At 63.3% G+C, this 14342-nt stretch carries 12 protein-coding genes; 10 read left to right on the top strand and 2 right to left on the bottom strand.

Annotated elements, in window-relative coordinates; translation table 11 throughout:
- Positions 1-342: 342 nt before the first annotated feature.
- Positions 343-1278 (top strand): winged helix-turn-helix transcriptional regulator, encoded by a 936-nt coding sequence (locus AX729_RS05160; protein WP_245325064.1) that lies wholly within the window; start codon positions 343-345, stop codon positions 1276-1278.
- Between the two features lie 27 nt (positions 1279-1305).
- On the opposite strand, the gene AX729_RS05155 is transcribed toward AX729_RS05160, so the two are convergent.
- The gene (locus tag AX729_RS05155; protein WP_061020831.1) at positions 1306-2526 is read right to left on the bottom strand and encodes an ABC transporter substrate-binding protein; all 1221 of its coding nucleotides are present in this window, start codon (positions 2524-2526) and stop codon (positions 1306-1308) included.
- 104 nt (positions 2527-2630) lie between these two features.
- On the opposite strand from AX729_RS05155, the gene AX729_RS05150 reads away from it, so the two are divergent.
- The 3 genes from AX729_RS05150 to AX729_RS05140 all read left to right on the top strand — a co-directional run bounded on the left by AX729_RS05150 (position 2631) and on the right by AX729_RS05140 (position 5854).
- Positions 2631-4331, top strand: coding sequence for an AMP-binding protein (locus AX729_RS05150; RefSeq protein WP_061020830.1), 1701 nt, complete (start codon positions 2631-2633; stop codon positions 4329-4331).
- A 121-nt stretch (positions 4332-4452) separates the two neighbouring features.
- Positions 4453-5259, top strand: a complete 807-nt coding sequence (locus AX729_RS05145) for an enoyl-CoA hydratase/isomerase family protein (protein WP_061020829.1) — start codon at positions 4453-4455, stop codon at positions 5257-5259.
- Between the two features lie 88 nt (positions 5260-5347).
- Positions 5348-5854: a VOC family protein gene (locus AX729_RS05140; RefSeq protein ID WP_197433532.1), complete on the top strand. Its 507-nt coding sequence runs from the start codon at positions 5348-5350 to the stop codon at positions 5852-5854.
- A 319-nt stretch (positions 5855-6173) separates the two neighbouring features.
- On the opposite strand, the gene AX729_RS05135 is transcribed toward AX729_RS05140, so the two are convergent.
- Positions 6174-6827, bottom strand: coding sequence for a DedA family protein (locus tag AX729_RS05135; RefSeq protein WP_061020827.1), 654 nt, complete (start codon positions 6825-6827; stop codon positions 6174-6176).
- 297 nt (positions 6828-7124) lie between these two features.
- On the opposite strand from AX729_RS05135, the gene cobS reads away from it, so the two are divergent.
- From cobS to AX729_RS05105, 6 genes are all read left to right on the top strand, one after another.
- Positions 7125-8123, top strand: a complete 999-nt coding sequence (cobS, locus tag AX729_RS05130) for a cobaltochelatase subunit CobS (RefSeq protein ID WP_061020826.1) — start codon at positions 7125-7127, stop codon at positions 8121-8123.
- A 74-nt stretch (positions 8124-8197) separates the two neighbouring features.
- On the top strand, positions 8198-10099 hold the full coding sequence (gene cobT, locus AX729_RS05125; RefSeq protein WP_061020825.1) for a cobaltochelatase subunit CobT: 1902 nt from the start codon (positions 8198-8200) through the stop codon (positions 10097-10099).
- Positions 10096-11196 (top strand): esterase-like activity of phytase family protein, encoded by a 1101-nt coding sequence (locus AX729_RS05120; RefSeq protein WP_061020824.1) that lies wholly within the window; start codon positions 10096-10098, stop codon positions 11194-11196. Before cobT ends, AX729_RS05120 begins: the two co-directional genes overlap by 4 nt.
- A gap of 55 nt (positions 11197-11251) precedes the next feature.
- The gene (locus AX729_RS05115) at positions 11252-12220 is read left to right on the top strand and encodes a Bug family tripartite tricarboxylate transporter substrate binding protein (protein WP_061020833.1); all 969 of its coding nucleotides are present in this window, start codon (positions 11252-11254) and stop codon (positions 12218-12220) included.
- A gap of 172 nt (positions 12221-12392) precedes the next feature.
- Entirely contained in the window at positions 12393-13505 is a 1113-nt protein-coding gene (locus AX729_RS05110; protein ID WP_061020823.1) for an NADH:flavin oxidoreductase/NADH oxidase, read from the top strand.
- Between the two features lie 216 nt (positions 13506-13721).
- Positions 13722-14129 (top strand): hypothetical protein, encoded by a 408-nt coding sequence (locus AX729_RS05105; protein WP_061020822.1) that lies wholly within the window; start codon positions 13722-13724, stop codon positions 14127-14129.
- The last annotated feature ends 213 nt before the right edge of the window (positions 14130-14342 follow it).

The following is a 14342-nucleotide window of genomic DNA, read 5'->3' as shown; positions in this document are numbered from 1 at the left end:
CACCTCCAGGCTCAACGAGCCTACTACAGGTGTCCACTCATTCGGAGGAAGTTCAAAGTGTCCGGAGGCTTTTGACCCGAAGCGCGACGCAGAGGATTTTCGAGCTAGAGCTCATCGCTCCACGCTCCTGTCAATCCAGAACGTCCATGCTGCCTGAATGGAAATCGCGCGACCCACACCGCGACACGCTACGTTGCGTCCGATCAACAGGTTGCGGTATGATACTTACTCGATATCCATTTTCGTTATTGGCTGTCCTGTTCCCTCCTTCGCATAACGATGGCAATGAAACTCCACCCTGTCGTAAAGGCAACGAAATCGCCTCTGGACTATGCCTTGCATGTGCTCGGCGATTCCTGGAGTTTTCTGATTCAGCAAGAAGCGTTTTTCGGAGTGCGCAGATTCGGCGAGTTTCAGCGCAATCTCTCCATTGCCAAGAACACGCTGACTGACCGGCTCAACATGCTGGTGAATTACGGCCTTCTGGAACGCCGCAAAAGTTCAGATCGATCCGACCTGCTGGAGTACCGGCTGACAAAGCACGGTCTGGCCACGTACCCATACGCGCTGACCCTCATGAAATGGGGCGACGATTGGCTCGACGGTGACGCGCCAGTCGTCCTGAAGCACAAGTCGTGCGGCAACATCCTGCATCCCAAGAGCATCTGCTCGTGCTGCCGGCGTGAACTCCACGCGGAAGACATCCGTATCGACCTGAGCGATATTGCCAAGACCGCCCATGATGCCGTGGCTGCGGTTCGCGTTTCCTCGCGCCCAGAGTTGTACACGTCGGGGCGGCCAACGTCGGTCAGCCGCACGCTCGCGCTGATCGGCGACCGCTGGGGATTTTTGATATTATGGGTCGCCTTGGCGGGCGTCACGAAGTTCGAACATTTCCACAGTGTCCTCGGCGTTGCGAGAACGACGCTGACGGCGAGGCTGAACCACCTCGTGGCCAGCGGCCTGATCGAAAGGGTCGAGTATCAACTGAGGCCGCCGCGGTACGAGTATCGATTGACCAATCGGGGCAAGGCCGTGTGCCCGGTTTTGCTCACCCTCATCGAGTGGGGGCGGCAATCAAACCCGAAGTCATCGGCTGCCCGACCTCTCCACCTTTCCTGCGCCGAACCGCTTCAGGTCGAAGTGGTTTGCGGATGCTGCGGCAAGCCGCCTGCGCCGCAGGACGTCGAGGTGACGCAGGCCGGCAAACCGCCGTTCGCCTCGCCGAAAAGCGAAAAGCAGTCCGGTTCGGGAAGTGCGAAGCGCAAGAGGCCGTAAAGCTTTGCGCCCCGCGACCGCCCGGTGTCAGTTCCTGGCATCCGATGCCGAGACGACGTCGCCGAACGTTTCCCATCTCTCGCCCGTCAGCCGTATCATCCTCATCTCCTTCATGGGCGCAAAGTCTGTCGGGCTGGTGTTGAGCGTGATGCCCGGCAGCAGCATGTCCGGACGGTATTTGTTGAGGCTCGCCGCCTGCTTCATGACGTTTGCACGTGTCAAATCGTCACCACACCGCTTGAGGACCTCAACGAGCGTCTGGGCGATGGCGTATCCATAGACGACGAAGTAATCGTTCTTGTCGACGTCCGGAATGTACTTCGCGACAAACGCATCGAAGCGCTTCTTTTCCTCATCGTCTTTCCATTGCGGGTCAGATGCGTCCTTCAGGTACTGGGTAGAGACAATTCCCTGCGCGTTCTCAAAGCCCGCTGGCCGGATGACCGTACCTATGGACGCGCCGATACTCGACAGCATGAACATTGGCTTCCAGTTCATCTCGGCCACTTTCCGAATCGACTGAGCCGCAACTTTCGGCAATGCCACCGCAATGAAGACGTCGGCTCCGCTGGCACGAAGCTTCACGATATGGGAGTCGATGGTCGGTTCGGTCACCTCGTAACCTTCCAGGACGAGCGATGACGCCCTGGAGCCGAGCCCGTCCTTCAGGCCCTTGAGGTAGTCCTTTCCCAGGTCGTCGTTCTGATAGAGAACCGCGATCTTGGCGTCCGGCTTCTCCTTCAGGATGTACCTTGCGAAGATGCGTCCCTCTGCCTGATAGTTCGGCTGAAACCCCATGGTCCAGGGGTATTCGGACGGATTGTCCCAACGCGTCGCCCCTCCGCCCACGAAGAGTTGGGGAATGCGTTTCGTATTCATGTATTTCTGGATTGCAGCGTTGGTCGGGGTGCCGACTGGATTGAAAATCAGCAGCACCTCATCGCTTTCGACGAGACGGCGAGCTTGTTCCACCGTTTTCGGCGGTGAGTAGGCGTCGTCGTACGAAATGAAGTTTATCTTGCGGCCGTTGATGCCGCCCTCGTCGTTGATCTTCTTGAAATAGGCGGCTTCGACCCGGCCGATGACGCCGAGACTCGAGACCGGCCCGCTATAGGCGAGGATGTTTCCGATCTTGATTTCATTGTCGCTGGCTCCGACGTCGTACGTCCCGCCGGCGTTTGCGCGCGCCGTGAATGCTGCAAATCCCAGCAGTCCGAGCAACAATAAGCCAGATGGTTTGACTTGCATGATGAATACCTCCCGGTAATGGCATTTCGGTTGCACAACGCTACTCGACATGATAAGTAGCCGTATGCAACCGACTCGATCTTCATCCTTGCCGGAGCGGTGCCTTGAACGACGTCTCGACAGCAAAGCGCAGCCAGTTTGCAGGGGAGCGGACCGCTCCCCTGCTCGAAAAGACGATCGGCGAGGCATTCGACGAAGTCGTGGCGTGTCGCCCTCGGAATACCGCGCTCATCGTCAGTCATCAGGGAGTTCAACTCAACTATCGTGAGTTGGGTCAACAGGTTGACCGGGTCGCGGCCGGCTTTTGGTCCCTCGGGCTGCGCCCTGGCGACCGCATAGGGATCTGGGCCCCCAATTGCGTTGAATGGACGCTGACGCAATACGCCGCAGCCAAGCTTGGGCTCATTCTCGTCAACCTGAACCCGGCATACCGTGTGAACGAAATCCGCTACGCCCTGGCCAAGGTCGGCTGCCGTGCGCTCGTATTCGCCCACTCGTTCAAAGGCAGTCGCTATCTCGACATGCTGACGGAAATATCGCCCGAGATCGGCCGCGGCGACCCGTTCGATTTTCAGTCGAGCGCACTTCCGGAATTGAGAACCCTCATCTGCACGTCCAGCTCTCACTTTGCCGGCGTCCATCGCTTTCACGATATTGCCGCTGCCGGTGAGGCCGCGCTGGCCGCGGGCTTCGACGACTGGCCTCGCGATCTCCGTCCGACCGACCCAATCAATATCCAGTTCACGAGCGGAACGACGGGGGCTCCCAAGGCTGCGACACTAAGCCATCGCGGGCTGCTCAACAGCGCGTGGTTCACCGGTGAAGTAATCGAGATCCGCGAAAGCGACTCGATCTGCGTTCCGCTGCCGCTCTTTCACATCTTCGGCATGCTCACCGGCAACCTCCTCGCGATGCTGAGAGGCGCGACGATCGTTCACCCCACGGACGCCTTCGATGCCGATCAGGTGCTGGCAGCAGTGGAATCAGAGCGATGCACCCTTCTCTATGGAGTGCCCACGATGTTCGCCGCAGAGCTCGAGAATCTCGTGGCCAGGTCGCGCGACCTTTCATCCCTGCGCGGCGGCATCATCGCGGGCGCAGTCGTTCCAATGCAGTTGCTGCAGCGAATAATGGCCGAAATGAACATGAGGGACGTCGTCAACGGATACGGAATGACCGAGGCCCACTCCGCGATCATGGTTACCTCGCCTTGCGACGCGCCCGTTCGCCGGGTGACGTCGGTTGGACGCGTAGTCCCGCACGTCGAAGTCCGAATCGTGGATCCCGCCGGGGAAGTCGTTGCGATCGGTCAGCCCGGCGAGATCCAGGTTCGGGGCTATTCGACCATGCTGGGCTATTGGGGTGACGAGGTGGCGACTGCCCAGACGATCGATGTCGACGGATGGCTCCGGACCGGCGACATCGGCACGTTCGACGATGACGGTTACGGCAAGATCGTGGGCCGGGTGAAGGAAATCGTGATTCGCGGCGGGGAGAACATCTCCTGCGGCGAGATCGAAGAGTTCCTGATGAGTCACCCGGCCGTTGGCAGCGTTCAGGTCGTCGGTGTCCCGGATGACAAGCTCGGTGAAGAGCTGTGTGCCTGCATCATTCTGAAGTCAGGCGCCGACGTGTCGTCCGAGGCGCTTCGGACGTTCTGTCGAGGCAAGATTGCTCACTACAAGATCCCCAGATACGTGCGTTTCGTTGAGTCCTTTCCGCTGACCGCAAGCGGCAAGGTCCAGAAATTCCTGCTTTCGGAATCATCTGCCGAAGAACTTGGACTGACATTGCAGGCGCCCTGACGTCTCCTGTCCAAATTCGCCGACGAGACAAAATCCGGCCGGTGGACCAAAAATTCGGTTGCATAACGATACGGACTATGCGATGTAAGTATCGTTACGCAACCGAATATGGGAGGCCGCCTTGTCCTACAAGCACATCATCTTTGATCGCGAAGACACCATTACCCGGATCACATTCAACCGGCCGAATGCGCACAACGCTCTCGATAAGGAGATGTCGGACGAGCTCGCGGACGCCGTGCGCAAGGTGAAGAAGGACCGGGCCTGCCGCTTCCTCGTTTTCCGGGGGAATGGCGACACCTTCTGCGCAGGTGACGACATCAAGGACTTCCTCTCCTGGAAGGACGAAGACGCCTACTGGCAGTGCCGGCAATATCAAGAAACGGCGCAGATGATCGAAGACCTCACCTGCATCACCATTGCCGCGGTCGACGGTGTTTGTACCGGCGGCGGACTGGAGCTGACGCTTACGTGCGATTTCGTCATTGCGACCGATCGCAGTCGATGGGGAATGCCCGAGATCGACTGGGACATCACCCCGGGTTGGGGCGGGGTAACGAGGCTCCAGAAATTCGCTGGACGACGGAAGACAAAGGAATGGAACCTGATCGGTCAGTTGTTCAACGCCGAGACCGCAGAGCGGTACAATCTCGTCAATCGCATCTGCAAGCCTGCTGATCTCACCAAGGAAGTGGAAGCATTGATCTCGGTTGTCGGGGCGAAGAATCCGGTAACGCTCCGCCGTTCGAAGTTCGTGCTCAACCAGAGCGCCGACCTCCCGACCCATTCCGCGATGGCGTTCGAAGTGCCCATCCAGCCGTTCGACAGCAAGCCTGGCCGCTTCGCCACCGAAGGCATGGAAGACTTCGCGAAGCCCGACACGAGGGCTGCCCGCCGCAAGGTGTCGAAATCATTCTGGCAGGACTGAGCCCCGGCCCTGGCAGGTGCAAGGGGGTTGCTCCGACCCCCTTGCACTGCAGTCCGGCAGACGCATGCGTGACTGGAGGAAATCGACGATGAGCAGAATTGTCATTCGAGAGTGGGTGCACGCCAACATCTGCGTGCGGGACCTCGAACGCAGTATCCCGTTCTACGAGATGCTGGGATTCGAGAAGTTCGACGACAACATCTTCGAAGAAGGCGCCGGGGTGTGGGCCGGTCTTGGCCTGCCGAATGGCAGGCGATTTCGAGCCGTATTCATGAAGATCCCGGGAAGGAAGCGCCCGTTTCTTGACATCATCCAGTTTCTCGATCCGCCTACGAAGGGAGAGGCATATCCAACGCTCGACAATGTCGGGATTGGCAGACTCTGTTTCGAAGTGGACGACATCTTCGAAGCCGAGGCGTTGCTGAAGAGAAGGGGCGTCGAGTTCAGCGGTCCCATCTCGCGTTACGAGACAGCCGCGGGCGTAAAGTCGCACGGTATCGATTGTCTCTTTCTTTGCTTCAAGGATCCGGACGGAACAATCATCGAAGTGATCCAGTTTCGGCGTCAGAACGAGCGTGCGGACTGGCAGCAATGAGTCCCGGCGAACCAGGTAAGCCTTTTTAGTACGCCAACATCAGTCAGCCAGAATCGGCCGCCACCTAGTGGAGCGCCGGAAGGGCTGTTGATCAGGCCCAAATTGCTATTGCTGGCGGCCTCTGCAGCTTCGTCGGCACAACGCCAGCACGACGTTCACCCACTGCGGCGGCCTGCGCTACAGCTTCCGAGCCAAAGGACTTCCCCTTCTGTCAAGGGTTCCCTATCGGACTCCGGCGGGCGTCCACGCGGGCTGACGGATTTCACATGTACACGCATGAATGGGTCCTGACTCTCGCCAGGACGAGCAGTAAATCGCCTCACGCCTGCGACTTCGCTGCCGTGACGCCGTTGCGGCGGTGACGGATCCACAGCGCCAGTGCGAGCACGATCGCACCCCCGACCACGGTCAAGATCCAGATGTGCTTCCCGACATGCTCGTGATGATGCAGCCCGGCATAATGATGCAAGGCTGAAACCGCCAACACCCCCGGCAGCACATGCGCGGGCGCCCAGGCCAGGATTGCCGGGATGTTCACCGCGTAGAATTTGGCCGGCGCCATGCCGAGCGCGCCGGCGGTCACGGGGACGAAGGCCCGGACCGGCGGCACGAAGCGGGCGAAGAACACGGCCCAAGTGCCGAAGCGGTGGAAGAAGCTCTCGCTCTCGGCGACCACGCGCGGATAATTGGTCAGCGGCCAGGTGTTCAGGATCTCGCGCTGGCGCCGGTGCCCGATCCAGTAGGCCGAACCGTCGCCGAGCACGGCGCCGAGCGCTGCCGCCAGCAAAACCCATTGCAGCTTGAGCTCGCCGCCCGGGATCAGGGCGCTCAGCGCCAGGATGATGGTCGAGCCGGGAATCACCGATCCCACCACCGGCACGGCTTCGAGCAACGCCGCCAGGAACAGGGTCAGATAGCCCAGCCATGGATGGGCCGAGACGAAGGCGATGAGTGGATCGAGGAAGGACGTCACGTCGTCTCTGCGGCGGGCTGGAGCATCGGAGTTCAGACCCTATCTAAGTAAGCACGTGCGGCAAGAGTGCCATTTGGGCAGGCAGCGGCGTTACCCCGCCCGGAATCCGGGCGTGATTCGCAAGGCAGCCCTCCAAAAACTGCGTTCCTTGCCTATCTAAATGAAAAGACAATGGAACTTTGATTGGAGGGCGGGCTTCTGCCCGCCACTGGTCTCTGATAGGTTGCTGTCCAGCACCCAGCCGCAGCCAACGTGCGAATAACCGGTTTCGGGACCGCCCGGGACCTCGGAGGATTGATGACGACCGCCGCCATGTCCAAAGTTGAGGAAGTTTCCGGTCTGCCCGACATGAAAGTGTCGGTGCGCCAGGTGTTCGGGATCGACAGCGATCTCGAAGTCCCGGCCTATTCCGAAGTCGATCCTCACGTGCCCGAAGTCGATTCCGACTACCGCTTCGACCGCGCCACCACGCTCGCGATTCTCGCCGGCTTCGCCCGCAATCGCCGCGTGATGGTGACCGGCTATCACGGCACCGGCAAATCCACCCATATCGAGCAGGTCGCCGCCCGCCTGAACTGGCCCTGCGTGCGCGTCAACCTCGACAGCCACATCAGCCGCATCGACCTCGTCGGCAAGGACTCCATCGTTGTCCGCGACGGCAAGCAGGTCACCGAATTCCGCGACGGCATCCTGCCCTGGGCGCTCCAGCACAACGTCGCGCTGGTGTTCGACGAATACGACGCCGGCCGCCCCGACGTGATGTTCGTGATCCAGCGCGTGCTGGAGGTCTCCGGACGCCTGACGCTGCTCGACCAGAACAAGGTGATCAAGCCGCACCCGGCGTTCCGGCTTTTCGCCACGGCGAATACGGTCGGCCTCGGCGACACGTCGGGCCTCTATCACGGCACCCAGCAGATCAACCAGGGCCAGATGGACCGCTGGTCGATCGTCACCACGCTGAACTATCTCGGCCACGACGAGGAGGTGGAGATCGTGCTGGCCAAGGCCAAGCACTATCGCACCCAGGAAGGCCGCGACATCGTCAACAAGATGGTGCGCCTCGCCGATCTCACCCGCAACGCCTTCGCCAATGGCGACCTGTCGACGGTGATGAGCCCGCGCACGGTGATCACCTGGGCGGAGAACTCCGACATCTTCGGCGATATCGGCTTTGCCTTCCGCGTCACCTTCCTCAACAAGTGCGACGAGCTCGAACGTCCGCTGGTCGCCGAATTCTATCAGCGCTGCTTCAACGCCGAGCTGCCGGAATCGTCGGTGAACGTGGCACTCAGCTGATCTTCCTCGGCGTGTCGTCCCGGCGAAAGCCGGGACCCGGACGGCTTTCGCCGGGACGACGGATTTAAGGTGATATGACCACCTCCAGCTCCAAATTCCGCACCAACAAGGAAGCGCCGACCGAGCCGTTTAAGCGCTCCGTGGCCTCCTGCCTGAAGGCGATCGCGAAATCGCCCGAGCTCGACGTCTCCTTCGCCGCCGAGCGGCCAGGCCTTGCGCCCGGCAAGGCGCGGCTGCCCGAGCCGGCACGCAAGATGACCAAGCGCGACGCCGCGATTGTCCGCGGCCATGCCGATTCCATCGCGCTCAAGATCGCCTGTCACGATCCCAAGGTTCACCGCAAGCTGATGCCGGGCAATCCGCAGGCGCGCGGCGTGTTCGAGGCGGTGGAGCAGGCTCGCGTCGAGGCGATCGGCGCGCGCCGCATGGCGGGCGTTGCCAAGAACCTCACCGCGATGCTCGACGACCATTTCCATCGCGGCAAGTTCGACGAGATCACCGACCGTGCCGATGCACCGCTCGCGGACGCGCTGGCGATGCTGGTGCGCGAGCGCCTGACCGGCATGGCGCCGCCGGCCGCGGCCAAGAAGATGGTCGACCTCTGGCGGCCCATCCTCGAAGACAAGATCGGCAAGCGGCTCGACCGGCTCGACGGCGTGGTCGAGGACCAGGCCCGGTTCGGCGATGCCGTGCACGATCTGTTGTCGGCGCTCGAGCTCGGCGACGAGCGCAACGCCGACACCGAGGACAATGACGAGAACGACGAGAACCAGGACGGCGACAACGACCAGTCCGGCGCCGAAGGCTCGCCCGATTCCGACGCCGCGCAGGAGATGAGCGCCGACCAGGCGCAGGCCTCGTCCGAAGAGATGAGCGAGAGCGCGATGGAAAGCGCGCAGGCCTCGACGTCTGATACGTTCGACGACGGCGAGCTCGGCGACGACGAGACGCCGGGTGAGGCGACGCGTCCGAATTCGCACGGCAAGAACGAGCCGCGCGGGCCGGAATACCACGCCTTCGCGCCGAAATTCGACGAGGTGATCGCCGCCGAGGACCTCTGCGACCATGACGAGCTGGAGCGGCTGCGCGCCTATCTCGACAAGCAGCTCGCGCATCTGCAGGGCATCGTCGCCCGCCTCGCCAACCGGCTGCAGCGCAAGTTGATGGCGCAGCAGAACCGCGCCTGGGAGTTCGATCTCGAAGAGGGCATCCTCGATCCCGCGCGGCTGTCGCGCGTCGTCACCGATCCCTATCACCCGCTGTCCTTCATGCACGAGAAGGAGGCGACGTTCCGCGACACCGTGGTGACGCTGCTGCTCGACAATTCCGGCTCGATGCGCGGGCGCCCGATCACGGTCGCCGCGACCTGCGCCGACATTCTCGCGCGCACGCTGGAGCGCTGCGGCGTCAAGGTCGAAATTCTGGGCTTCACCACGCGCGCCTGGAAGGGCGGGCAATCGCGCGAGGCGTGGCTTGCCGCCGGCAAGCCGGCCAATCCCGGCCGCCTCAACGATCTCCGCCACATCATCTACAAGTCGGCGGATGCTCCGTGGCGTCGTGCGCGGAAAAATCTCGGCCTGATGATGCGCGAGGGTCTCCTGAAGGAGAACATCGACGGCGAGGCGCTGGACTGGGCGCACAAGCGCCTGCTCGGCCGGCCCGAGCAGCGCAAGATCCTCATGATGATCTCGGACGGCGCGCCGGTCGACGATTCCACGCTGTCGGTCAATCCCGGCAATTATCTCGAGCGGCATCTGCGCCACATCATCGAGGAGATCGAGACCCGCTCGCCGGTCGAGCTGATCGCGATCGGCATCGGCCATGACGTGACGCGCTATTATCGCCGCGCGGTGACGATCGTGGACGCCGAGGAGCTCGGCGGCGCCATCACCGAGAAGCTCGCCGAGCTCTTCAGCGAGACCAACACGGCGCCGACGCAAGCACCCGGTCGCCCGCGACGCAAACTGCATTCGTGAGCGCGCTTTCGTCCCGCCGCAGCTTTCTCGGGCACGCAGCGGCGGGATTTTCCACTCTCGCGCTCTCGCGCCTCGCGCAGGCGCAAGCCAGGGCCGAGCCGCCACCGCGGCCGCTCCAGGTCGAGCACGCCGTCGCCGCGCCCGTCAGCGTCGAGGTCAACGCGCGCCCCATCCCCAATTTCGAACCGCGCGACCGCTCGCGCACCCGCTTCGGCGCGCTGGACTATCGCAGCGGCCTGGTGCTGACCTCGCCCTATCGCGGCTTCGGCGGCCTGTCCGGCATCCGCTTCCTCGACGGCAAGGGCGAGCGGTTCCTGTCGATCTCCGACCAGGGCGGCTGGTTCACCGGCACCATCCGCTATTCCGGCCGCGAGATGGTTGGCCTCGCCGACGTCGAGGCCGCGCCGCTGCTCGGCGCCGAGGGGCGGCCGATCACGGAGAAGCACCTGTGGTGGGATTCCGAATCGCTCGCGCGCGACGGCAACCTCGTCTATGTCGGGCTCGAGCGCGTCAACCAGATCCTGCGCTACGACTTCGCCAAGGGCGGCACGAGCGCCCGCGGCGAGGCGATCGCCGTTCCGCCGGCCTTGCGCAAGCTGCCCTACAACAAGGGGCTGGAGGCGATGGTCTTCGTGCCCAAGGCTCCAGGACAGGCCCAACAAGGTCAGGGGCAGCCGCTCGCGGGCACCCTGATCGCCTTCTCCGAGCGCGGGCTCGACGCCGACGGCAATCTCGTCGCCCTGCTGATCGGCGGCCCCACGCCGGGCCAGTTCAGCGTGCGGCGCACCGAGAATTACGACATCAGCGATGCCGTGCTGCTGCCTTCCGGCGAGCTGCTCATCCTCGAGCGCAAATTCTCCTGGTTCACCGGTGTCAACATCCGCATCCGCTCGATCCCGCTCAAATCGATCGCACCGGGTGCACTGGTCGATGGCCCCGCGCTGTTCGCCGCCGATCTCGGCCACGAGATCGACAACATGGAGGGCATCGACGCCCACGTCACGAGCGACGGCGAGACGGTGCTGACGCTGATCTCCGACGACAATTTCTCGATGCTGCAGCGGACCCTGCTGCTGCAATTCACGCTGGCGGAGTAGACGATCGCACCGGAACGGTTCTTGCAACGATCGCGTGACTCGATCGGAGATGTCGATGACCAGGTTCCTTCGCGTGTTTTGTCTGTATGCGTCCTTCTGGATCGCCGCCGCAACACAAGTCCAGGCACAAGACTGGCCGGCGCGGTTGATCAAGGCGACCATTCCGTTCGGTCCGGGCAGCGCGGCGGACGTGCTGCCGCGGCTGGTGTTCGAGCGTCTCTCCGCCGAACTCGGTCAGCCGATCGTGATCGAAAACCGCGCCGGCGGCGGCGGTATGGTCGGATCAGCGGCGGTCGCGAAGTCCGATCCCGATGGCTACAGCCTGCTCGCCCAGTCGTCGGCGCTGACCGTTGCGCCCCTGATTTTCCCGAATGCGAGCTTCGACCCCAGCCGCGATCTCGCCTCGGTGTTCATGATCGGATCCGGTGCCAATGTGATGATCGTGCCGAAGGAGCGCCCCTGGAAAACCATCCAGGACTTCATCACTGAGGCCAGGGCAAAGCCCGGTTCGATCTCGTTCGGCTCGGTCGGCATCGGCAGCGCCGTGCACATCTCGAGCGAGAAGTTCCGCTACGCCGCGGGCATCGAGGCCACCCATGTGCCGTATCGCGCCGGCCCGGAAGTGATCGCCGACATTCTCGGCGGGCGGATCGATCTGTATTTCTGCCCGCTGGCGACCGCGCTGCCGCTGATCCGCGAGGGCCAGGTCCGCGCGCTGGTGGTCTCGACACCGAAGCGCGTTGCCGAGCTGCCCGATGTGCCGACGCCGGGCGAGATCGGCTTGAAGGACGCCGACAGCGAGATCTGGTTCGGCGTGTTCGTGCCGGCGAAGACCCCGCGTGAGATCGTCGACAAGCTGCACGCGACCGCCGAGAAAGTCCTGGCCACGCCGGCGATGCAGGCGAGCCTGACAAAGCTCGGGCTCGAACCGAGGCCGATGAAGCCCGCCGAGATGGACGACCTCGTCAAGCGCGAGCTGGTGGCCAATCAGGAGCTGATCAAGGCCGCAGGCATCAAGCCGTAGGGGCACGTTGCGCTGGTAGTCCCCATCGTCCCCAACCAGCGAGGCGCGGATCCGGTTCAGCGCAATGCAGTCCGTCCCGGTGGGCCATGTCCGCCGCGCAACTGGCATTTCGCTGCGCACGCGCTAATCTTCATGCAATCGCTTCCATCTCTCCAGTCCGGGATCCCCTCGCATGAGCGCCCTGTTTTCCCCGATCAAGCTGCGCGGCCTGACGTTGAAGAACCGCGTCGTGGTGTCGCCGATGTGCCAGTATTCGGCTGATGACGGCGTCGCCACCGACTGGCACTTCACCCACATCAACAATCTCAGCCTGTCGGGCGCGGCGATGTTCTGCATCGAGGCGACCCATGTCGAGGCGATCGGCCGCATCACGCCGGGCTGCCTCGGGCTCTACAACGATGCCTGCGAAGCCGCACTCGAGCCGATCCTCAAATCCGTGCGCAAGCATTCCTCCACCGCCATCGCGATGCAGCTCGCCCATGCCGGCCGCAAGGCCTCGAGCGCGCGTCCCTGGGACGGCGGCCAGCTGATTCCGCTCAGCGAAGGCGGCTGGCAGACGGTCGGTCCGAGCGCGCTGCCGCACAAGGAGGGCGAGGCCGCCCCCGTGGCGCTGGATGCTTCGGGCCTCAAGCGCATCCGCGAAGCCTTCGTCGACTCGACCAGGCGCGCCGCGCGGCTCGGCATCGACGCCATCGAAGTGCACGGCGCGCACGGCTATCTGCTGCATCAGTTCCTGTCGCCGATCTCCAACAAGCGCACCGACGAATATGGCGGCAGCCTCGAGAACCGCATGCGCTATCCGCTGGAAGTGTTCGACGCGGTCCGCGCCGCGTTCCCGGATGACAAGCCCGTGGGCATGCGGGTGTCGTCGACCGACTGGGTCGAGGGCGGCTGGGACCTGGCGCAGACGATCGAATTTGCGAAGGCGCTGAAGGCGCGCGGCGTCGACTGGATCGATGCCTCCTCCGGCGGCGTCTCGCCGCTGCAGAAGATTCCGCTCGGCCCCGGCTATCAGGTGCAGTTTGCCGAGGCCATCAAGCGCGAGACCGGCCTGCCCACCATCGCCGTCGGCCTCATCACGGAAGCAAGGCTCGCGGAAGAGATCGTGGCATCCGGCAAGGCCGACATGGTCGCGCTCGCCCGCGGCATGCTCTATGACCCGCGCTGGGCCTGGCACGCCGCGGCCGAGCTCGGCGGCGAGGTCGAAGCGCCCCCGCAATATTGGCGCTCGCAGCCCTCGACGCAGAAGGCGCTGTTCGGCAAGACCACGTTCGGGGCGAGGTGAAGTCTTCCTCTCCCCGCTGCGGCAGGAGACATTGAAGAGGTCGTCATGCCCGGGCTGACGCCTCGCCGAAGCGGCTTCGGCCGCGGAGGCGGGACGAGCCCGGCCATCATGGAAAGGGAATCAAGGCCACCCCCAACCCCTCCGTAGCTTCCCCGAGCTTCCACGCCCTTCAAAACTGGCCTAGCCTCGCGCGGTCGAGGCAATGGAGGGCTGCCCATGCGTTATCCTGTCCGGAAAGCTGCACACGTGTTCGAGCGCGTCGGCCTTGCGATGGCCGGGGCCGCGTGCGGGCTGTTCGTCGGCGCCTATGTGGGGTCGACCATTCCCGTGCTCACCACGCAGGGCTTCCTGCTCCTGATGATGCTGCTCGGCGGCATCGGCTTCTATCTCGGCATCGATACGCCGCAGCTGCCGTTCGACGATGCGCACAGCCAGATCGACGCCGCCGAATTCATGAGCGCCGCCGGCACGCTCCTGGCCACGCTCATCGCCTTCGTCTCCGTCGCGATCATCGTGCTCCGGCTGGAGCCGCACGTCAGCTACGCCTGGCTGGGGCTCGGCGCCTGGCTCGCCGGCGTCGTCATGCAGATCGTCGCGGGCGCCAAGGCGAGGATGCGGAAGTAGGCGCTGTTCGTCGCTTCAGGAGAGACGGCGCAACAAGCGAGCTGCGTTCCCCCTTGTGGGAGAGGGCCATCGCAAATGGCTCGTTGCGGCGGCCTGCGCGCACGCCTCGTCCTTCGAGACGGCGCTCACGCGCCTTCTCAGGATGAGGCTCATCAACCTCGGTGCCCGTTGAAACTGCAGCCAAGCACTCTGTCCTCATCCTGAGGAGCCCGC

The organism is Bradyrhizobium sp. CCH5-F6, assembly GCF_001556045.1.
In the GTDB taxonomy this organism is placed as follows: Bacteria; Pseudomonadota; Alphaproteobacteria; order Rhizobiales; family Xanthobacteraceae; genus Bradyrhizobium.
This window is presented reverse-complemented; position numbering and strand designations above follow the sequence as displayed.